Origin of the sequence: Bacillus sp. 3103sda1, from assembly GCF_024159135.1 — a bacterium.
GTDB lineage: Bacteria > Bacillota > Bacilli > Bacillales > Bacillaceae_G > Bacillus_A > Bacillus_A rhizoplanae.
The window spans coordinates 3,725,168-3,745,585 of sequence record NZ_JAMYWS010000001.1 but is presented as its reverse complement, the minus strand read 5'-3'; the positions used below and the strand labels follow the sequence as shown (position 1 = coordinate 3,745,585).

At 37.5% G+C, this 20,418-nt stretch carries 22 protein-coding genes and 1 other annotated feature; of the genes, 21 read left to right on the top strand and 1 reads right to left on the bottom strand.

What is annotated here, in order from left to right; translation table 11 throughout:
* Positions 1-361: 361 nt before the first annotated feature.
* The 21 genes from NKR74_RS18845 to pheA all read left to right on the top strand — a co-directional run bounded on the left by NKR74_RS18845 (position 362) and on the right by pheA (position 19,696).
* On the top strand, positions 362-922 hold the full coding sequence (locus NKR74_RS18845; RefSeq protein WP_098305085.1) for a Maf family protein: 561 nt from the start codon (positions 362-364) through the stop codon (positions 920-922).
* A 13-nt stretch (positions 923-935) separates the two neighbouring features.
* Positions 936-1,613 (top strand): RadC family protein, encoded by a 678-nt coding sequence (gene radC, locus NKR74_RS18840; RefSeq protein WP_253630502.1) that lies wholly within the window; start codon positions 936-938, stop codon positions 1,611-1,613.
* A gap of 171 nt (positions 1,614-1,784) precedes the next feature.
* Positions 1,785-2,801 carry a rod shape-determining protein gene (locus tag NKR74_RS18835; protein ID WP_098305081.1) on the top strand — a complete coding sequence of 339 codons (1,017 nt, stop codon included), beginning with the start codon at positions 1,785-1,787 and terminating at the stop codon, positions 2,799-2,801.
* Between the two features lie 48 nt (positions 2,802-2,849).
* Complete coding sequence (gene mreC / locus NKR74_RS18830; RefSeq protein WP_098305079.1) at positions 2,850-3,704, top strand: rod shape-determining protein MreC; 855 nt, start codon at positions 2,850-2,852, stop codon at positions 3,702-3,704.
* A gap of 12 nt (positions 3,705-3,716) precedes the next feature.
* Positions 3,717-4,259: a rod shape-determining protein MreD gene (gene mreD / locus NKR74_RS18825; protein WP_230573847.1), complete on the top strand. Its 543-nt coding sequence runs from the start codon at positions 3,717-3,719 to the stop codon at positions 4,257-4,259.
* A 35-nt stretch (positions 4,260-4,294) separates the two neighbouring features.
* Positions 4,295-4,981 carry a septum site-determining protein MinC gene (minC, locus tag NKR74_RS18820; RefSeq protein WP_098305075.1) on the top strand — a complete coding sequence of 229 codons (687 nt, stop codon included), beginning with the start codon at positions 4,295-4,297 and terminating at the stop codon, positions 4,979-4,981.
* Between the two features lie 2 nt (positions 4,982-4,983).
* Complete coding sequence (gene minD, locus NKR74_RS18815) at positions 4,984-5,781, top strand: septum site-determining protein MinD (protein WP_098305073.1); 798 nt, start codon at positions 4,984-4,986, stop codon at positions 5,779-5,781.
* A gap of 257 nt (positions 5,782-6,038) precedes the next feature.
* The gene (locus NKR74_RS18810) at positions 6,039-6,779 is read left to right on the top strand and encodes a M23 family metallopeptidase (protein WP_253630501.1); all 741 of its coding nucleotides are present in this window, start codon (positions 6,039-6,041) and stop codon (positions 6,777-6,779) included.
* Positions 6,772-7,632, top strand: a complete 861-nt coding sequence (locus NKR74_RS18805; protein ID WP_253630500.1) for a M50 family metallopeptidase — start codon at positions 6,772-6,774, stop codon at positions 7,630-7,632. The genes NKR74_RS18810 and NKR74_RS18805 overlap by 8 nt, the downstream gene beginning before the upstream one ends.
* A 62-nt stretch (positions 7,633-7,694) precedes the next feature.
* A complete protein-coding gene (locus NKR74_RS18800; protein ID WP_098305067.1) occupies positions 7,695-9,077 on the top strand; it encodes an Rne/Rng family ribonuclease in 1,383 nt (460 codons plus the stop codon).
* A gap of 77 nt (positions 9,078-9,154) precedes the next feature.
* Positions 9,155-9,232: a sequence feature (ribosomal protein L21 leader region), on the top strand.
* 14 nt (positions 9,233-9,246) lie between these two features.
* Positions 9,247-9,555, top strand: a complete 309-nt coding sequence (gene rplU / locus NKR74_RS18795) for a 50S ribosomal protein L21 (protein ID WP_098305065.1) — start codon at positions 9,247-9,249, stop codon at positions 9,553-9,555.
* 11 nt (positions 9,556-9,566) lie between these two features.
* Positions 9,567-9,911 carry a ribosomal-processing cysteine protease Prp gene (locus tag NKR74_RS18790; RefSeq protein ID WP_098305063.1) on the top strand — a complete coding sequence of 115 codons (345 nt, stop codon included), beginning with the start codon at positions 9,567-9,569 and terminating at the stop codon, positions 9,909-9,911.
* A 3-nt stretch (positions 9,912-9,914) separates the two neighbouring features.
* Complete coding sequence (gene rpmA, locus NKR74_RS18785; RefSeq protein WP_017150650.1) at positions 9,915-10,205, top strand: 50S ribosomal protein L27; 291 nt, start codon at positions 9,915-9,917, stop codon at positions 10,203-10,205.
* A gap of 65 nt (positions 10,206-10,270) precedes the next feature.
* Complete coding sequence (locus NKR74_RS18780) at positions 10,271-10,819, top strand: sporulation initiation phosphotransferase B (RefSeq protein WP_098305061.1); 549 nt, start codon at positions 10,271-10,273, stop codon at positions 10,817-10,819.
* Positions 10,819-12,105 carry a GTPase ObgE gene (gene obgE / locus NKR74_RS18775; protein WP_253630499.1) on the top strand — a complete coding sequence of 429 codons (1,287 nt, stop codon included), beginning with the start codon at positions 10,819-10,821 and terminating at the stop codon, positions 12,103-12,105. Before NKR74_RS18780 ends, obgE begins: the two co-directional genes overlap by 1 nt.
* Positions 12,106-12,250: 145 nt before the next feature.
* Positions 12,251-12,958, top strand: coding sequence for a response regulator transcription factor (locus tag NKR74_RS18770; RefSeq protein WP_253630498.1), 708 nt, complete (start codon positions 12,251-12,253; stop codon positions 12,956-12,958).
* Entirely contained in the window at positions 12,948-14,030 is a 1,083-nt protein-coding gene (locus NKR74_RS18765; RefSeq protein WP_253630497.1) for a sensor histidine kinase, read from the top strand. The genes NKR74_RS18770 and NKR74_RS18765 overlap by 11 nt, the downstream gene beginning before the upstream one ends.
* A gap of 93 nt (positions 14,031-14,123) precedes the next feature.
* Positions 14,124-14,900, top strand: coding sequence for an ABC transporter ATP-binding protein (locus NKR74_RS18760; RefSeq protein WP_253630496.1), 777 nt, complete (start codon positions 14,124-14,126; stop codon positions 14,898-14,900).
* Positions 14,875-16,788 (top strand): ABC transporter permease, encoded by a 1,914-nt coding sequence (locus NKR74_RS18755; protein ID WP_253630495.1) that lies wholly within the window; start codon positions 14,875-14,877, stop codon positions 16,786-16,788. The genes NKR74_RS18760 and NKR74_RS18755 overlap by 26 nt, the downstream gene beginning before the upstream one ends.
* A 49-nt stretch (positions 16,789-16,837) precedes the next feature.
* The gene (locus NKR74_RS18750; RefSeq protein ID WP_253630494.1) at positions 16,838-18,745 is read left to right on the top strand and encodes an ABC transporter permease; all 1,908 of its coding nucleotides are present in this window, start codon (positions 16,838-16,840) and stop codon (positions 18,743-18,745) included.
* Positions 18,746-18,841: 96 nt separating this feature from the next.
* Positions 18,842-19,696: a prephenate dehydratase gene (gene pheA, locus NKR74_RS18745; protein WP_253630493.1), complete on the top strand. Its 855-nt coding sequence runs from the start codon at positions 18,842-18,844 to the stop codon at positions 19,694-19,696.
* A gap of 32 nt (positions 19,697-19,728) precedes the next feature.
* Here the strand turns inward: pheA and NKR74_RS18740 are convergent, their stop codons facing one another.
* Positions 19,729-20,376 carry an MOSC domain-containing protein gene (locus tag NKR74_RS18740; RefSeq protein ID WP_098305046.1) on the bottom strand — a complete coding sequence of 216 codons (648 nt, stop codon included), beginning with the start codon at positions 20,374-20,376 and terminating at the stop codon, positions 19,729-19,731.
* Positions 20,377-20,418: the final 42 nt, after the last annotated feature.

Genomic DNA, 20,418 nt, shown 5'->3' with positions numbered 1-20,418 from the left:
CTAATGGAAGTTTCACTTTATCCCGCATTAACGGGCAGTAAGACCCCCACCTCAAGATTGAGAGAGAAGCAAAGAAGGTAGGTGGGGGATAACTGCCCGTAAAAGCCCGATTGGTTCAACTAACCATCAGTGGGGGATGAAGAAAACCCCCACTGATGGAAGTTTCACTTTATCAGAAGATGGTTTTATTTTTTCTTATCATCTGTTTAAGCTGAAGAAAGGGAAGGAGAGTTTAAACTTCTTTCCTTTCTTTTATATTTTTTTAAAGAAAAACGATATTTTCAAAATTTGAGGAGAATATATACATTTAGTATGGTTATGTTGTATCTTCCTGCTAATTTGGAAAACGAAAGGAGAACGTATGAAAAAACTTATTTTAGCGTCCGGTTCACCAAGGCGCAAAGAATTGCTTGAGCTAGTGGATATGCCATTTGACGTTGTAGTTAGCGATGTAGAAGAAATAATTGGAGCATATTCATCACCGCATGATATCGTGATGTCGCTTGCATTGCAAAAAGCATCTGCTGTAGCAAAGAATTACGAAGACTGTGTTGTACTTGGTGCTGATACAATTGTTACGTACGAGTCGCGTATTTTGGGAAAACCAGTAGATGAGAATGAAGCGAAAGAAATGCTGCAGCTTTTATCAGGGAAAACACATGAAGTCTATACAGGAGTCGCTCTTATTTCAAAAGAAAAAACAGTGACATTTTATGAGCGTGCAGAAGTAACGTTTTGGGAATTAACAGAAGAAGAAATTAAGGCATATGTACGAACGAAAGAGCCGCTTGATAAAGCTGGTAGCTATGGTATACAAGGAAAAGGCGCTATTTTTGTTCATCATATACAAGGTGATTATTATGCGATTGTCGGCCTGCCAATTGCACGTGTTGTACGTGAATTAAAACAATTTAATATGTAAAGGAGGCTGAGGTATGAGCTGCATTCGTGACGTTGTGAAAGAAGATCAACCACGGGAACGTTTATTGCTAGAAGGAGCAAGCAGCTTATCAAACATAGAACTTCTCGCTATATTACTTCGAACGGGTTCAAAAGAGGAGTCGGTTTTAACATTAGCGAATCGAATTTTGCATCATTTTGATGGATTACGAATGTTAAAAGATGCAACAATCGAAGAAATGACAAGCATTCACGGGGTTGGGATGGCAAAAGCATCCCAACTTATTGCTGCTTTTGAACTTGGACGAAGAATGGTACGATTAGAGTATCAGAATAGATATAGCATTCGTAATCCAGAAGATTGCGCACGCTACATGATGGAGGAGATGCGTTTTTTACAACAAGAACATTTTGTGTGTCTATATTTAAATACGAAAAATCAAGTGATGCATCGACAAACGGTATTTATTGGAAGTTTGAATGCATCAATTGTGCATCCGCGCGAGGTTTTCAAGGAAGCTTTCCGCCGCGCTGCTGCCTCTATTATATGCCTTCATAATCACCCTTCAGGCGACCCCGCACCAAGCCGAGAAGATATTGAAGTAACGAAGCGACTTGTAGAATGCGGGAAAATTATCGGGATTGAAATTCTCGATCATATTATTATTGGTGACCATAAATTTGTTAGTTTAAAAGATAAAGGTCATATTTAAGACTGTTTTTTTTCTTTATTTTGTTTTATAATGTGAGTTATGGGTTTTTTGTAGGCTTTCGTCTACACTATAACAAAGAACATGTAAAAACGTTATGTTTTATATAAATATAATAGTATTTAAAAGAACAAATAAAGTATTTTTGTTAAATTAGAAAGGAAGATACATGATATGTTTGGAATTGGTGGTTTTACTCGTGACCTTGGAATAGACTTAGGAACAGCGAATACGCTTGTATATGTAAAAGGGAAAGGTGTCGTTGTACGCGAGCCATCTGTTGTGGCTTTGCAAACAGATACAAAACAAATTGTTGCAGTTGGTAACGATGCAAAACAAATGATTGGTCGTACACCTGGAAATGTTGTAGCACTTCGTCCGATGAAAGACGGTGTTATCGCTGATTATGAAACAACAGCAACAATGATGAAATATTATATTCAACAAGCACAAAAATCAAACGGCTTCTTCTCTCGCAAGCCTTATGTAATGGTATGTGTGCCATCTGGTATTACAGCTGTTGAAAAACGTGCAGTAATTGATGCGACTCGTCAAGCAGGCGCACGTGATGCATATCCAATTGAAGAGCCATTTGCAGCAGCAATTGGTGCGAACTTACCTGTTTGGGAACCAACAGGAAGTATGGTTGTTGATATTGGTGGTGGTACAACAGAAGTTGCAATTATCTCACTAGGTGGTATTGTAACAAGCCAATCTGTTCGTGTTGCTGGTGATGAAATGGATGATGCAATTATTCAATATGTTAAGAAAAGCTACAACGTAATGATTGGGGAACGAACAGCAGAAGCATTAAAATTAGAAATCGGCTCTGCTGGTGAAGTAGAAGATGTTGAACCAATGGACATTCGCGGTCGTGACTTAGTGACAGGGTTACCAAAAACGATAACAATTCGCCCAGAAGAAATTGCATCAGCTTTAAAAGATACAGTAGATGCGATTCTTGAGTCTGTGAAAAATACATTAGAAAAAACTCCGCCAGAATTAGCGGCAGATATTATGGACCGCGGAATTGTTTTAACAGGTGGTGGTGCTTTGCTTCGTAACATAGATAAAGTAATTAGTGAAGAAACAAATATGCCAGTTCTTGTTGCAGAAAATCCATTAGATTGCGTAGCAATTGGAACAGGTAAAGCGTTAGACAATATCCATCTTTTCAAAACTGCTCGATAAAATCCATTATTTCAGCATAGAAATTAGTAAATTTAAGAGGGTGTGAACGTGCCACAGTTTTTCTTAAACAAAAGATTAATTGTTTTGTTAGTTAGTATTATTCTTCTGGTGGCATTGATCGGAATCTCATTGAAAGAACGGAAAAATTTAACATGGCCAGAGCAGTTTGTAAAGGATACCGTAGGAGTTGTAGAACGTGTATTTCAAAAGCCAGCGAACTATGTTGCCGGATTCTTTGAGAACGTAGAAGATGTAAAGCGCACGTATGAAGAAAATAAAGAATTAAAAGCAAACTTGGACAAGTATGCAGAATTGTCCGTAAAGGTGAAAGACTTAGAGAAAGAAAATGCAGAGCTTCGTGACATTGTTGGAAAAAAAGATTCGCTTCGTGATTATAATCCAATTCAAGCAACTGTCATTTCTCGCAATCCAGATAAATGGTATGACCTAATTGCAATTGATAAAGGGGCACAACAAGGCATTCAAAAAGATGCGGCTGTTATTACATCAAAAGGTTTAGTCGGAAAAGTAAAAAGCGTTTCACAATTCACTTCAACAGTTGAGTTAGTAAGCTCATTAAATAGAACAAATCGTATTTCAGCTGTTGTACAAGGAGATAAACGTGTTTTCGGGTTAATTGAAGGATACGATAAAGAGAAGCAACAGCTTATCTTTACAAAAATCCCATCTGGTGTACCAGTAGAGAAGGATCAAATGGTTGTAACTTCTGGCTACGGCGGGGTGTTCCCGGAAGGACTGGTTATTGGACAAATCGTCGATGTGACATCAGATGAGTACGGATTAACACAAACAGCTTATGTAAAACCTGCGGCGGATTTAAATGATGTAGATAATGTTATGGTCGCACAACGAGTTATGCCGTCAGTGGATTTAGGGAAATAGGAGGGGGAAGAGATGGAGATTATAAAAAAAGCAATTCTTCCTCTTCTACTTCTTTTCGTGTTTGTACTTGAGAATATGTTTTCCACCATTGTGCCAACAAGTCTTTTTTGGAAGAATACAATTGCAGCTCCGCATTTTTTTCTGATTGTTTTATGCTTTGTTACAATTTACTTTAATTCTGTACAAGGTATTTACTATGGACTATTATTTGGATTTTTGTTTGATATGGTGCATACAGAGCTAGTTGGTGTGTATATATTTGCTTATCCGATTTTAGCTTATCTTGTATATCATGCAATGCGAATTTTACAACTTAATCTTTTTATTGTGTTCTGTATTGTATTAGCGAGCATCGCCGCGCTGGAATATTATGTGTATGGATTTTTGACACTAATTGGTCGTGTTCATATGCCAGCGCATATCTTTTTCACAGATCGTCTTCTTCCAACGTTGTTATTAAACGGAATTTTTTTACTACTGTTTTGTTTCCCACTGAGACGATATATTTTACGTCTTTCAGAAGCCATGGAAGAAAAAGAAAAAAGGATTTTCTGATTTTATGTCGAATTGAATCGGTGGGGTGAGCATTGGTGACAGAAAAAAAGCAACAATATGTGACTATAAAAGGAACGAAAGATGGTTTAGCATTACATCTTGATGATTCCTGTTCATTTCGCGAATTGCTGCAAGAACTTGACGAAAAGCTTTCAACCCATTATTACGAGGGGGATGGACGCTCGTTAATTGAAGTACAGGTCAAAGTTGGGAATCGTTATGTGACAGAAGGACAGCAGGAAGAATTGCGTACATTAATTCGCAATAAAAAGAATTTAGTTGTAGATTCTATTGAGAGTGATGTTGTAACGAAAGAACAAGCATTGGCATGGAAAGAAGAAACAGAGATTGTTTCTGTTTCAAAGATTGTTCGTTCAGGTCAAATATTGCATGTAAAAGGCGATTTATTATTAATTGGAGATGTAAATCCAGGCGGGACGGTTATCGCTGGAGGAAATATTTTTATTATTGGAGCATTACGAGGTATTGCACATGCTGGATATTACGGGGATGCAGAAGCTGTTATTACAGCTTCTGTTATGAATCCAATGCAACTTCGGATTAGCGACGTAACAACGCGCGCTCCTGAAGAGAAAGAAGACGGGGCGGAAGGGGCAGAATGTGCCTACATTAATGAGAACAATTACATTGTTGTCGATCGCATTCAACTTCTCACTCATCTTAGACCTAATTTAACAAGGTTAGAAAGGGGAATTGTATAGCTGTGGGAGAGGCAATAGTTATTACATCTGGAAAAGGCGGAGTAGGAAAAACTACAACGTCTGCAAACATTGGAACAGCCTTGGCGTTATCTGGGAAAAAAATATGTTTAATTGATACAGATATCGGTCTGCGAAATTTAGACGTAGTAATGGGGCTGGAAAACCGCATTATATATGATCTTGTTGATGTTGTTGAAGGGCGTTGTCGTTTACCCCAAGCTCTTATTAGAGATAAGCGCTTTGATGAACTCTATTTATTACCTGCAGCGCAAACGAGCGACAAATCAGCGGTAACACCTGAACAAATGGAAGAATTAATACAGCAATTACGTCAAGACTATGATTACATATTAATTGACTGCCCAGCTGGCATTGAACAAGGTTTTAAAAATGCTGTGGCAGGTGCCGATAAAGCGATTGTTGTTACAACACCAGAAGTATCTTCAATGCGTGATGCCGATCGGATTATCGGACTATTGGAAAAAGAAGATATCGAGCCACCGAAGTTAATTATTAACCGTGTGCGTAGTCATATGCTACATGAACAGGATATGTTGGATGTAGATGAAATTGTGCGTACTCTTTCAATCGAGTTACTCGGTGTTGTAGAAGATGATGATGCAGTTATTCGAGCAACGAATACAGGAGAGCCTGTAGCATTGCAACCAAATGGAAAAGCATCAATTGCTTATCGAAATATTGCAAGACGTTTACTTGGGGAAAATGTACCATTACAGCCATTTGAAAATGAAAAAGAATCGGTCTTCACGAAAATGAAAAAATTCTTCGGAATACGTTAAGAGCACTTCGCATATATGCGGAGTGCTTTCTTTTTGTCCCGCTATTCGGGGGCAGTAAGACCCTCACCTCAAGATTCAGCGAGAAGTAAAGAAGGTAGGTGGGGATAACTGCTGGCATGCGCCCGATTGGTTCAACTAATCATCAGTGGAGGATGAAGAAAAACCCCACTGACGGAAGTTTCACTTCATTCCCATGAATATCTTCCCCGGACAACTCATACATATGTACAAATTGATTGAAAGAGGAAGGGGACAGGATGAGAAATAAACGAGTAGAAGAAATAAAAAAACGTATTGCTAAGAGGAAAGCACAGCAGGAAAGAAGAGAAGAAGATGAGTTATTTTCATATGAAGAGCAAGAGTATACTCCGCTTCTTATTGAAGAAGGAGAAGAAACACACCCGCTTTTTCGAAAAGAGATATTTCTCTTTAAGTTACTACTATCTGCAATTCTTGTTCTTGCCGTAGCGATCTTATTTAAAAATACAACGAGTTCCCTTGAAGGAACGCGTAAAACTGTTAAACAAGCGATGGAAAAAGAATTTCAGTTTGCATCTGTTTCTAAGTGGTATGAATCGCAATTTGGAAAGCCTCTGTCTTTTTTGCCTTCTAGTGAAAAGAAAACGGTTCAGAAAGAAAAGGATTATGCTGTTCCTGCCTCAGGGAAGGTGATGCAAAGCTTTCACGCAAACGGACAAGGTGTATTTGTACAAACAGCAGCAAATGCAATTGTGGAATCAGTAAATGAGGGAATTGTTGTTTTTGTTGGTCAAAAAGAAGAATTTGGAAATATCGTTCAAGTTCAACACGCAGATGGTACGGAATCATGGTATGGAAATTTAGGAGAAACATCAGTTAAGTTATATGATTATGTAGCGAAAAAACAAAAAATCGGAACAGTTGCGAATGAAACGGCTGGGAAAAATGGAAAATTTTATTTTGCTTTTAAAAAGAATGAAAAATTTATTGATCCAATTCAGGTGATTTCATTTGAGTAAATACAGTGAGGTTTTATCAAAAATTACCATTCATCCATTGTTTTGGGGAATTATGGCGATTGCGATTTTTACAGCTCGTTTTAAAGAATTGTTAATTTTATTTTTCATTGTCTTTATTCATGAGTTAGGTCATGCGATAGCGGCGGCCCATTTTAAATGGCGTATTAAACAAATTCAGTTATTGCCATTTGGCGGGGTGGCTGAGTTTGATGAGCATGGAAATAAGCCGTTAAAAGAAGAATTGATTGTCATTATAGCGGGGCCTATTCAACATGTATGGATGTTAGCCGCTGCTTATTTGTTGTATAAAGTAGGTTGGATGGGAGAAGACTTCTATCATTTTTTTATGTGGAATAACATGATTATTTTGTGCTTCAATTTATTGCCGATTTGGCCTCTTGATGGAGGGAAGATCGCGCTGAATATATTGTCATATCGCTTTCCATTTTTACAGGCACATAACATCATGATGAAAATATCAATTGCTTGTTTTAGTGCTGTATTAGGACTGCAACTTTTCTGGAATAGCAAGAATGTAATGATGTGGACATTACTTCTTTTTTTAGTATTCTCTTTATTTCAAGAATGGAAACAACGCCGCTATGCATTTATGAGATTCTTATTAGAGCGCTACTACGGGAAAAAACGAGAAATTGCAAAAGTTACAGCTATTACAGTTGAAAAAGAAACGAGCCTATATCATATTTTCACACAGTTTCGGAGAGGATATAAACACTCAATTATCATACAAGGAGATCATAAAAATCAATATACACTAGATGAAAATGAATTGCTTTACGCATATTTTACAGAAAAAAGAACAACATCATCTGTAGAAGAGTTAATTGGTTAGTGTTGACGATAACACTAACCTTTTATTATGGTATAAAAAAAGGATAAAGAGAGGAATATACTTTGAAGAAGCTATACATAAACTACATCGGTTCGGAAAAACGAGTTGCTGTTGAAGAAGAGAAAGAGATTGTAGAACTTTTATGGCAACGAAATGAACAAGAACAAATTGTTGGAAATATATATATTGGGCGTGTTATGCGAACGATAGCCGGTATGAATGCTGCCTTTGTTAATATTGGTTTGGAGAAGCAGGCTTATTTGTCGTATGAAAACGTGCCATCATCTACACGGTTACATGAAGGACAAGCGCTTCTCGTGCAGGTTGTGAAAGAAGCAATTGATACGAAAGGGCCAAAGATAACAGCGAATATAGAATTTACCGGGAAATATGTCGTGTATATGCCCTATGACACAGTTTTTGCCGTTTCCCGGAAAATAAAAGATGCGAAGAAACGAGAACAACTTCTTGCGCTTGAAGAAAAAGGAGGATTTATTTTCCGTTCTGCATGTGAGAAAGTGCAAATAGAAGAAGTACAAGCGGAGATGCGCCATCTTCAATCTCAATTTGAACTTGTGAAAAAGCAAGAACAAAAAGGAAAAGCACCGCTTCTTGTTCATTCTCCTTCTAGTTTTTTAGATCGTATCCTTCAAGAGATACCAGTAGAGACTGTTTCAGAAGTGATTGTAGATCAGCGCAGTATGATACAAGAATTCGAAGAGAAAATAGGTGCGGAGAAAGTTACCTTTTTTAATGAGAAGACACCCTTATTTTCCCGCTATGGAATTGATCGTGAAATTGAAAAAGCACTGCAAAAGGTTGTGTGGCTTCCAAATGGAGCCTATTTACTCATTGAACAAATGGAAACGATGACTGTAATCGATGTGAATACGGGTAAATTCACCGGGAAACAGAATTTACAAGATACAGTACTGCGTACAAATGAAATGGCAGCGAAAGAAATTGCACGGCAACTGCGACTTCGCGATATTGGCGGGATGATTTTAATAGATTTTATTAATATGAAGCGCCGCGAAGAAAAAGAAAAAATAAGAGAAATCGTAAAGTCTCACTTAGAAAAAGACCATACTTATACGAGAGTATTAGGATTTACAGAGCTTGGTATTTTAGAAATGACACGAAAACGAAAAAAACAATCGCTTCGTGATGTGCTATTAGCAGATTGTACGATTTGTCAAAGTAGCGGTTATGTTTTATCACATGAAACAGTAGCATACGAGCTAGAGAGAGAACTGATCGCTTATAATGGAACAGATGACGAAGCCGTTCTTATCGCTGCTCATCCTAATGTGCAGCAAATCTTTTTTCAGAAAGAATTGCACCGTAATATATCGTTTCAAATTTATTTTATTGATGATGCAGCCGTGCGTTACACGATTCAGCGTTTTGGAACAAAGGAAGAGATATGTGCACGGAAAAAATAGTTAGTAGAACATTCATTGACAATAGGCTGTGTTTCGTGATAACATCTCTATGTTATAGTTTATAGCACCTAAACGGCTATATGCTACAACCGCACAGGACAGGTTACAAAATGACATTGTATGTCTACCTCGTTTTGGCGAGTCTTAGTAATTATGAGGAGGTGCAATTATGTACGCAATTATCGAAACAGGTGGAAAACAAATTAAAGTTGAAGCTGGTCAAGCAATCTACGTAGAGAAATTAGACGTAGAAGCTGGTGAAACTGTTACTTTTGACAAAGTTCTTTTCGTTGGTGGCGAAGCTGTTAAAGTTGGTAGCCCAGTTGTAGAAGGTGCAACAGTTACTGCGAAAGTTGAAAAACAAGGTCGCGCTAAGAAAATCATCGTTTTCAAATACAAAGCGAAAAAGAACAATCGTAAAAAACAAGGTCATCGTCAACCATACACGAAATTAGTGATTGAAGCAATCAACGCTTAATTCGGGTTGTCATGATTAAAATTACGATTAATCGCACGGAATTAGGAAGTATCCAATCATTTAAAATGACCGGACACGCTAATTTTGCGCCGCATGGACAAGATCTTGTCTGTGCTGGAACAACGGCGGTTGTGTTTGGTGTGATAAATGCTGTGGAATCACTTTGTAATGTGCAAGCAACTATTGAACTTGGAAAAGATGGCGGATTCTTGATGTATGAATTGCCTAGTGATCTAGATGATTCTATAAGAGAAAAAGCATGTTTTCTATTAGAGGGCATGGTTGTTTCGCTAAAAACGATCGAACTTGATTACGGAAAATATATCCGATTAATAGAAAAAGTGCAGGAGGTGTAACGTATGTTAAGATTAGATCTTCAGTTTTTCGCATCTAAGAAAGGTGTGGGTAGTACAAAGAACGGTCGTGACTCTCAGTCAAAACGTCTTGGTGCTAAACGCGCAGATGGTCAAATGGTTTCAGGTGGTTCAATTCTTTACCGTCAACGCGGTACAAAAATTTATCCAGGTGTTAACGTTGGTCGTGGTGGCGATGACACATTATACGCGAAAGTTGACGGCGTAGTACGCTTCGAGCGTCTTGGCCGTGACCGCAAACAAGTGAGCGTATATCCTGTTGCTCAAGAAGCATAAGAAACTCACGGAAAGCTCTAACCTGGGTGCAGGTTAGAGTTTTTCTATATTAAAGGGGTATATGGATGAAGGAAAAATGGACAATTATAGATGCGCTGCGTCACTCGAGGCATGATTGGCTCAATCGTATGCAGATGATTAAAGGAAATCTTTCGCTTGGAAGAGTGGAAGAAATTCATGAGCTCATCAATCGTTTTGTCCAAGAAGCGAGACAAGAATCGAATCTGATAGGGCTTTCTATGCCCAAATTTTCAGAATGGATTTTAACATATAATTGGAAACGGCACCCGTGCTTGTTGGAGTACGAAGTATTAGGAAAGATACATAATTTATCACATCTAGATGAGAGCGTTTCTATATGGACGGCTCAATTTTTCCAAATGCTTGAGCATAGTTTAGACGTTTATGTTGAAAATTATGTTTGTATCACAGTTGAATGTGAAGATGAGGATGCTCGTTTCTTTTTTGATTTTCGTGGCAAGCTAACAGATGTACAAGAAATACAAGAATGGCTTGCGAATCAGCATAATAAATGGTTTTCCATTTCTTATACAGTGCGAGAGGAAGAAATCTCGGTTATATTACAACTACTAGAAAAAAGTGTGGTGAGATAATGTTTGTAGATCAGGTCAAGATATATGTAAAAGGCGGCGACGGTGGAAACGGAATGGTTGCATATCGTCGTGAGAAATATGTTCCAAAAGGTGGCCCAGCAGGCGGTGATGGTGGTAAAGGTGCCGATGTTGTTTTCGTTGTAGACGAAGGATTACGTACATTAATGGATTTCCGCTATCAGCGTCATTTTAAAGCAGATCGCGGTCAACATGGAATGAGTAAAAACCAACATGGCCGTAAAGCGGATGATTTAATTGTAAAGGTTCCGCCGGGAACAGTTGTAAAAGATGAAGCTACTGGTCAAATTCTTGCGGATTTAGTAACGCATGAGCAATCAGCAGTTATCGCACGCGGTGGACGCGGTGGACGTGGTAACTCACGTTTTGCGACGCCAACGAACCCAGCTCCAGAAATCGCTGAGAACGGGGAGCCAGGTCAAGAGCGAGAGGTAGTACTAGAATTGAAAGTGTTAGCTGATGTTGGACTTGTTGGTTTCCCAAGTGTTGGTAAATCAACATTATTGTCTGTTGTATCATCGGCACGTCCGAAAATTGCCGAATATCACTTTACAACAATTGTTCCAAACCTTGGAGTAGTTGAAACAGGTGATGGACGCAGCTTCGTTATGGCGGACCTTCCAGGATTGATTGAAGGTGCACATGCAGGTGTTGGACTTGGACATCAATTTTTACGTCATATTGAGCGTACACGCGTTATCATTCATGTGATTGATATGTCTGGTTTAGAGGGACGCGATCCATATGAGGATTACGTAACGATTAATAACGAGTTAAAAGAATATAATCTGCGTCTAACAGAGCGTCCACAAGTTGTTGTTGCAAACAAAATGGATATGCCAGATGCAGAAGAAAATTTACAAGCGTTCAAAGAAAAAGTGGGCGATGAAGTTAAAATCTTCCCTATTTCTGCGGTAACGCGTCAAGGTGTTCGAGATTTACTATTTGAAGTAGCAAATCTAATAGAAACAACACCAGAATTCCCAGTGCATGAAGTGATCAGTGAATCCGATGCAAGTGTAATGTACAAATTTGAGGCTGAAGGTTCTAAATTTGAGATTACACGTGAAAGCGACGGTACATTTGTCGTTTCTGGTTATGACATTGAGAAAACATTCAAGATGACAGACTTTACTCGTGATGAATCTGTGCGCAGATTCGCTCGTCAAATGCGCGGTATGGGCATTGATGAAGCACTTCGCGCGCGCGGTGCAAAAGATGGCGATATTGTAAAAATTCTTGAATATGAATTTGAATTTATCGATTAAGACTGCCGAAATACGGCAGTCTTTTTTTTATCAAAGCAAAAAAATCTCCTCAAATGGAAATTTACCCTTATAATGGAAAATGGGTAGATGTAAGACACATAGCAATGGTGTCTTCATGTGCTTTTAAAAAGGGAGTGGAGATTACATGTATAAAATATTAATTGTAGAAGATGATCTGAAAATTGCTGATATTTTAGAAGGACATCTAGAGAAATACGGTTATCAGTCATTTCGCGTGCAAGATTTTCGTCATATAAAAGATGAATTTGCAAAGGTGAACCCTCATTTAGTTTTACTTGATATTAATTTACCATACTTTGACGGCTTTTATTGGTGCCGTCAAATTCGTACTATTTCCAATGCGCCGATTATTTTCGTGTCCGCACGTACGGGAGAAATGGATCAAGTGATGGCAATTGAAAATGGCGGAGATGATTACATTACGAAACCATTTCATTTAGATATTGTCATGGCAAAGGTAAAAAGTGCACTGCGTCGTGTGTACGGTGAATATGCTTCATCGACAGAAAGTGATTATTTTGGAGTCAGTGGGTTACTTTTATTTCCAGCACAGCATATGGTAGAGTGGCAAGGAAAGCAAGTAGAGCTTACAAAAAATGAATATTATTTATTGGAATGCTTAATGAAGCAAGCGGATCAATATGTGACGAGAGAAGAATTATTAGAGGCGTTATGGGATGAAATTGCTTTTGTTGATGATAATACTTTAACTGTAAATGTAAAGCGTGTTCGTAAAAAGTTAGAGGAGATTGGCATTGTAGATGCAATTGTTACGAAACGGGGCTATGGATATGCGCTCCTAACGAGCTGGGTGAATGAACATGAATCTTAAAAAGTATGTGATGGACCGTGCAGCATTGCTTGTTTCTTACATCATGAGTGTGGTTCTATTTGGTCTTGTCTTGCAGCTGCAAGCTTCTTTGCAAAAACAATCTATAAATTGGACTACTTGGCTATATGGATTTTTATTATCGATCGTCGTTTTTGCTTTCTTTCTTATGTATGATTACCGGAAAAGACAAGCTTTCTTGCAAAAGGTAGAACATTACATTGCAGAGGGACACGAGCTGCATCATTCTTTATCGATTAGTTCGTCATATTCATACGAACAAGAAGCGATTGTGGAAGCCTTTTCTCTTTTGAGACAACAATATATGAATGAAGTGCATGAACAACAGGCAAAAGGAGAGCAGCAAACGATCTTTATGAACCAGTGGATTCATCAAATGAAAACGCCGGTATCTGTCATTGAATTATTGCTGCAAAAGCTTGGACAAACGCACCGCGAAGCAAGAGATACGATTGAAAGTATTCGTGAAGAAAATAATCGTATTTTACAGGGGTTAGATTTAGCACTTCATATGGCACGCCTTGAGCAGTTTGGGAAAGATTATAAAATAGAAGAAGTCAATGTGGTGGACATTGTTCGTGATAGTATTAACCAGCATAAAAAAACATTTATTCAGTATTCTGTATATCCGAAAGTCATGTTTGATAAAGAGCAGTATATGGTAGCTTCGGACCAAAAGTGGCTCAGTATTGCAATTAATCAAATTGTGATGAATGCACTGAAGTATACAAGAATTACAGAGAAAGAGAAAAAAGAAATTGCATTTCAGATAGAAGAAACAGAAAGTGTCATTACATTACATATTCGTGATAGCGGAATAGGAATTCCAAAACAAGATATAAAGCGAGTTTTTGAACCATTTTTTACAGGGGTTAATGGACGGAAAACAAGAGAAGCGACAGGTATGGGATTATATATTACAAAGCAAATTTGTAATCATCTTAGTCATGGAATTGCTGTACAGTCGATAGAGAATGAGGGGACAACATTTACGTTTCAGTTCTCAAAAGATAAAGGATATCATCAAATGATGAGGAAAATGACAAAACTGTAAGATAACAAGCCGTTTTGTAAGGGAAATCACTCGTTACTTTCCCTCGTTTTTTCTATAGTAAAAGTAAGAAGAAAGTACATAGGGGGATGTAAAATGAGTGTTCTTGAAGTAAAAGGTTTAACAAAAGTATATCAATCAAAAGGTTCGATAACGACGACAGCACTAAATAATATTAACTTTAAAATTGAAGAAGGTGAATTTGTCGGCATTATGGGGCCATCAGGAAGCGGGAAAACAACGCTTCTAAACTTACTAGCAACCATTGATAAGCCAACATCTGGTCATGTCTATATGAATGGTGAAGAAATAAGTCAAATGCGTGCTGCTAAGCTTGCAGCGTTTCGTCGTACGCATTTAGGATTCATTTTCCAAGATTTTAACTTACTTGATACGTTATCAATTAAGGAAAATATTATTTTGCCGCTTGTGATGGCAAACCGTCCTGTGAAAGAAATTGATGCGAAAGTATTAGAGATTGCAAAATTCTTAAATATCGAAGAAATTTTACATAAAAAGGTGTATGAAGTATCAGGCGGTCAGCAGCAGCGTGCGGCAGCAGCACGGGCTATTATTCATCAGCCAACTTTAATTTTAGCCGATGAACCGACAGGGAATTTGGACTCTAAATCAGCAAAATCATTAATGGGTGCTCTGCAAGAACTTCATGAAGAGAAGAAAGTGACGATTGCGATGGTAACGCATGATCCTGTCGCTGCAAGCTATTGCGAACGTATTTTATTTATTCGTGACGGTGAAATCTTTTCAGAGATTCATAAAGGAGAAACAAAGCAAGCCTTTTTCCAAGAAATATTAGACGTACTTGCGATGTTAGGAGGAGGGCACCATGAGCTTTCGGCAGCTCGCGTTTAATAATGTCAAAAGTAATTGGCGGAATTATAAAGCGTTTTTAATTAGTAGCTGTTTATCGATTATTGTGTTCTTTATGTATGCTTCGTTTATTTATCATCCTGATGTGGTAGGCGGTAACATTAGTCAGAAAATGCGTGTAGAAAAAGGGTTAGAAGCATCGAATTATATTGTTGTTATTTTTTCAGCCCTATTCATTTTATATTCAAACTCTATCTTTTTACGGGCTCGAAAAAAAGAATTAGGATTATTAACATTAATGGGTGCAACAAAAGGGCAATTAGGAAGAATGATTATACTAGAGCAAATGATACTAGGATGCATTTCCCTTGTCATTGGTATTGCTCTTGGTATGCTCTGCTTACCGCTTTTTTTTAAAGCCGTAAGTGTTGCGGTGGGAATTGAAACATCATTGCCATTTGTATGGAATGGAAAAGCGATTACGATTACAGCTAGTGTGTATCTCGTTCTCTTTTTCGTATTATCACTACTAGGGTTATGGACGATATGGAGATTACAAATTGTTGATTTAATCCGGGATGCGAGAAAACAAAGAGTGGAGCCGTTTTCTTTCACATGGCTATTCTTAGCCGGTTTACTATGTATTATTGTCGCTTACGTTCTTTGTTTCCGCGTAACGTTCATGAATTTTATTACATACTTTTTACCAATTGTCGGGTTAACAATTGTCGGAACATATTTTTTATTCACACAAGGAAGTGTTGTTTTGCTAAAAGCGCTGCAAAAAAGAAAGTCGCTTTTTTATCAGCAGCCAAACTTGTTTGTATTAAGTAATTTAATTTACAAAATGAAAGATAATGCTCGTTTTCTATTTGTCATCTCGATTATTACAGCAGTTGTGGCGTCAGCGTTAGGTACGCTATATGTTTTTTTTGAAGATATGACCAATAAAGTGGTTTCACAACATCCGCATGCGGTTGCGTATACCGAAAAAGGCATTGGATCGAACGAAATCATTGATGAGAAAAATGTACAAGCATTGTTGCAGAAGCATGGATTTGAAGATGCGCGAAAAGCTACGCTTGAGATCGTACCAGGGAAAATGAAAGTAAATATGATGGACCAAGAGCGAGAATTTGACTTATCGATCATATCTGAAAAAGAGTTTAATAAAGAAGCAAAGGCGCAAAAGAAGGAAGAAATCCATAATGCGACTGGAACTGGCACCCTTGTTATAGAAGGGATGATAAATGACTTTATACAAGTAGGTCAGAATAAACCGTTTGAATTCGCGGTTCAAAATCAACCGCAAAACATCAAATTAAATCAACTTTATACAGAAAATGTATTTAATGAGATTGGCTTTTTAGTATTGAATGAGAAAGATTATGCAAAGTACGCGAGTTTCGTTCCAAATGAAGAGAAAGAGAAATATTACGGATATGGAATCGATAATTGGAAGGCAACAGAGGGGCTTGCGACAGATATGAAAAATCAAATTGCTCCGGAAAAACAAAGAGCGTTTTCGAATGCTAGTTTAATATATAAAGAAGTAAAAGAAAATGCTTCAATCACCATGTTTATTGGCTTTTTTGTAACAATACTGTTTTTCTTTTTCGCTTGCAGTATGACGTACTTTAAATGGTTTAATGATAAAGAACAGGACCGTATCCAGTTTAATTCATTAAAAAGAATCGGGATGACAGATAAAGAAATTCGTACAATTGCAGTGCGACAAATGGGGGCAATCTTCTTTATTCCGATTTTGATAGGTGTTCTGCACAGTGGGTTTGCATTATATACGTTAGGGAACATGTTGTATTTAGACTTATGGAAGTCAGGAGCAGTTATTATTACAGCATACGTACTAGCATCAGCATTATATTTTGCAATTGCACAAAGAGGGTATTTGAAGCATGTAAAAAGCTAGGAGTTCCTAGCTTTTTACGTATGTAAGGGGTTGTAAAGGGGGTGGAAAGGTGAAGTTTTACCAACTTACTTTTCAAAATGTTAGAGGGAATTGGCACAACTATAAAATATTTTTCTTAAGCAGTTGTTTTTCTGTATTTGCTTTTTTTATGTATACATCTATTATTTTGCATCCTCACATAAGTGATGTGTATAAGGGAGTACAATCGGGCCTTATGGTGTGTGATGTGATTGTAATTGCTTTCTCCATTATATTCATTCTTTATTCTAGTTCGATATTTATACAATCTCGCAAAAAAGAATTTGGGCTATTTATATTAATGGGAGCTACGAAAGTGAATGTCATATGTATGATGATAATGGAGCAAATGGCAGTTGGGCTCATTGCGAGCTTTGCCGGGATTGGGATTGGTCTGTTATTTTTAAAGCTATTTTTTATGATTTTTAGTTTATTGCTTAATATGCCGAATCAATTGTCGTTTATTTTTAGTCTAAAAGCTGTTGTTATAACGATTATCGCATACAGTACTATGTTTCTTTTTTTATCAATTTTTAGTGCACTACGTATATGGAAAATCGAAATTATTCATTTATTAAAGGAAATTGAGGAAGGAAAAAAGGACGCAAAGAGTAAGAAGTGGCTTTGGTGGTTCGGTTTCGTCTGTATAGGAATTGGCTATGGTTTAACAACAAAAGTGACGATGATGAATATTGCTTTGTATTTTATACCTGTTTCCATTTTAACGACAATTGGTACGTATTTTGTATGTACACATGGTACGATTCAAGTATTACAAGGGATTAAAAGTAGAAAGAGTGTGATGTATCAATATCCGTATTTATTCGTTGTCAATCAGTTGTTACATACAGTAAAAGATAATCGACGTTTTTTCTTTATTTTATCTATGTTAACAACGATAGTAGTAACAGCTACAGGCTCTGTCTATTTATTTTTTTCAAGTATGAAAGAACAATTTCGTTACAATCAGCCTCATGCTTTCTCATATGTTGAAAAAGGAATTGGTTCTAAGGAAGTAATGGAGAAAGAAACGGTTGAAAATCTGTTCCGTAAGCACGGTGTCAATGATTTTCGTTATGTAACGTTTGTTGGAATCCCGGTAACATTTCAGTTAGATTCTGATAAAGAGTCTTATGCAACTGTGATCAGCGAAGACGAGTATAATAGAGAAGCAAAAAGGCAGTCGAAGCCGCAGATTCATCTAAAAGAAGGAACCGTAACATTTATTTATTATAGTAATTATGATGTTCCGCCTCGGCATCATAAGAAGTACATAAATTTTAAAGTGTTAGAAGAAATATATCAATTTGCATATAACGGAGCATATGAAGGAAATGTATTTAATACAGATACTAATCAGCGTAGTGGAAGGTTTCTTATTATGCATAATCAAGATTTTCAGAAGCTTTCTCGTCAGGTTCCTGATCATGAAAAATATGTATATAGCGGATATGAATTAAGAGATTGGGAGAATATAGAAGCGTTAGGCGAAGAATTACAAGCTCACATTTCAAAAAGCACGGAAGGGATAACGCGCAATAATATGCTCATATATAAGACGACGAAAGACGGAGGGAATCTCGTATTATTTATCGGTTCATTCATTAGTGTACTCTTTTTTCTTGCGTCTTGTAGCACAGTTTATTTTAAATGGTTTCATAATATTGAATATGACCGCATGCAATATCAAGCTCTTTTAAAAATAGGGATGACAAAGCAAGAAATATATAAGATTTCACGTTGGCAACTAGGGATTCTATTCTTTTTCCCTGTTTTACTAGGAAGCATACATAGTGCAGTTGCCTTGCATACGTACTACGTTGCCTTTTTTATATCTAAATCATTAGGGCTCGTTTTAGAGGTCATTGTAGTTTATCTCATCGCATGTATACTATATTTCTTCTTTGCGCAAAAAGAATATATGAAACATATAGGCTAGCTCTTGCTAGTCTTTTTGTTTTAATATTCAAAAAATAGGTAGAAGAATAGGAGGGTTTATGGTATAACAGTAAGAAAACGAAAAAGAGGGGACAAGATGACGATTCGAGTTGGCTATTTAGGACCAGAAGCAACATTTACAAATATGGCGGTGAGTCGCTTCTTTCCTGAGGCTGAACATGTACCATATAGAACCATTCCGGATTGTATAGATGCAGCAGCAAATGATGTTGTAGACTTTGCAGTTGTACCGCTTGAAAATGCAATTGAGGGCTCCGTAAATATTACGATTGATTATCTTGTGCATGAGCAAACATTGCCAATTGTTGGTGAAATTACAGTGCCTGTACGACAACATTTGCTCGTTCATCCGCAGCACGTACAAGTATGGCAAGACGTATATGCGGTACATTCTCATCCGCATGCGATTGCGCAGTGTCATAAGTTTTTAAATCAAGAATTAAAAGGTGTGACGGTGCGTGATATGACATCAACGAGTGCTGCCGCGCAGTTTGTAATGGAACATCCGGAAGAAAAAATTTCTGCAATTGCAAATGAGGCAGCGGCTGAAAAATATGGATTATCCATTGTACAGCGTGATATTCATACGCATAAAAATAATCATACGCGTTTTCTTGTATTGCATAAGAATGAACAAGTGGAATTGCCGAGAAATGGAGAGCAACGCGGAAAGAAAACAACGCTCATGGTAACGTTACCTTCAGATTATGCAGGTGCATTATATCAAGTGTTATCCGCATTTGCGTGGAGAAAATTAAACCTTTCCAAAATTGAATCTCGTCCGATGAAAACAGGGCTTGGCAATTATTTTTTCTTAATTGATGTAGAGAAAGAGTATGATGATGTCCTGCTTCCGGGAGTAAGAATGGAGTTAGAAGCACTTGGCTTTTCGGTTACGTTACTTGGGAGTTATTCTTCTTATTGGGTATAAAAAAAATCCCGTTGCATATGCAATGGGATTTTTTATGTTAATTTTGCGAGTCGTGCTGTTAATGATTTTCGCCAATCTTCTGCGAGTTCGGGAACCGCGATAATCTTTTCCATGCTCTCTACATCTTTTTGTCCTCGGAAATAGACTTCATTTGCAAATAGAATAGAAACTTGGTATGGATGACGTTCGAGTAATGTAATTTGTGAATCTTTTCGAACCGTTCCTTCTTGCAAAACGCGGCATAAATATCCTGTATAGCCAGTTTCGACAATGCGAGGTAAAATACCAGGAATGCCGAGTCTTTTCGAAATTGTACTACATGGGATTCTTCCTTGCGTTACTTGAATAATTGCATCTCCAAGCTGATAGATGTCCCCAATATAAACATCTTGTTCCAACATATTTGTGACTGTTATATTTTCTCCGAATGCAGATGTAGGAAGTGATGTATGAAACTCGTTTTCCCACAGCTCATAATGTTCATAAGGGTAGACACAAACGGCACGATCGGGCCCTCCGTGAAAACGTAAGTCCGCAACACCGTCTCCTTTAAATCCATCTTTTGATAAAAAGGCATCCTCAACAAGCCGTTTACATATGCCGGTTGTCATTTCTTTATCCTCTGCATATTGGATTGTTTTTGGTTTTCCGATGCTAAAGTGAATGAGTTCGATTCCCATATATTCTCTCCTTTCCCATCATTTTTTTCTATTGTAGCATGG

Bases quoted from the DNA above. Each gene is read 5' to 3' on its own strand.
- NKR74_RS18770 (WP_253630498.1), top strand. From the start codon at position 12,251: ATGTATAAAATATTAATTGTAGAAGATGATCTGAAAATTGCTGATATT.
- radC (WP_253630502.1), top strand. From the start codon at position 936: ATGAGCTGCATTCGTGACGTTGTGAAAGAAGATCAACCACGGGAACGT.
- NKR74_RS18760 (WP_253630496.1), top strand. From the start codon at position 14,124: ATGAGTGTTCTTGAAGTAAAAGGTTTAACAAAAGTATATCAATCAAAA.
- NKR74_RS18845 (WP_098305085.1), top strand. From the start codon at position 362: ATGAAAAAACTTATTTTAGCGTCCGGTTCACCAAGGCGCAAAGAATTG.
- NKR74_RS18780 (WP_098305061.1), top strand. From the start codon at position 10,271: ATGAAGGAAAAATGGACAATTATAGATGCGCTGCGTCACTCGAGGCAT.
- NKR74_RS18755 (WP_253630495.1), top strand. From the start codon at position 14,875: ATGAGCTTTCGGCAGCTCGCGTTTAATAATGTCAAAAGTAATTGGCGG.
- NKR74_RS18835 (WP_098305081.1), top strand. From the start codon at position 1,785: ATGTTTGGAATTGGTGGTTTTACTCGTGACCTTGGAATAGACTTAGGA.
- obgE (WP_253630499.1), top strand. From the start codon at position 10,819: ATGTTTGTAGATCAGGTCAAGATATATGTAAAAGGCGGCGACGGTGGA.
- pheA (WP_253630493.1), top strand. From the start codon at position 18,842: ATGACGATTCGAGTTGGCTATTTAGGACCAGAAGCAACATTTACAAAT.
- mreD (WP_230573847.1), top strand. From the start codon at position 3,717: ATGGAGATTATAAAAAAAGCAATTCTTCCTCTTCTACTTCTTTTCGTG.
- rplU (WP_098305065.1), top strand. From the start codon at position 9,247: ATGTACGCAATTATCGAAACAGGTGGAAAACAAATTAAAGTTGAAGCT.
- NKR74_RS18810 (WP_253630501.1), top strand. From the start codon at position 6,039: ATGAGAAATAAACGAGTAGAAGAAATAAAAAAACGTATTGCTAAGAGG.
- NKR74_RS18740 (WP_098305046.1), bottom strand. From the start codon at position 20,376: ATGGGAATCGAACTCATTCACTTTAGCATCGGAAAACCAAAAACAATC.
- NKR74_RS18790 (WP_098305063.1), top strand. From the start codon at position 9,567: ATGATTAAAATTACGATTAATCGCACGGAATTAGGAAGTATCCAATCA.
- NKR74_RS18765 (WP_253630497.1), top strand. From the start codon at position 12,948: ATGAATCTTAAAAAGTATGTGATGGACCGTGCAGCATTGCTTGTTTCT.
- rpmA (WP_017150650.1), top strand. From the start codon at position 9,915: ATGTTAAGATTAGATCTTCAGTTTTTCGCATCTAAGAAAGGTGTGGGT.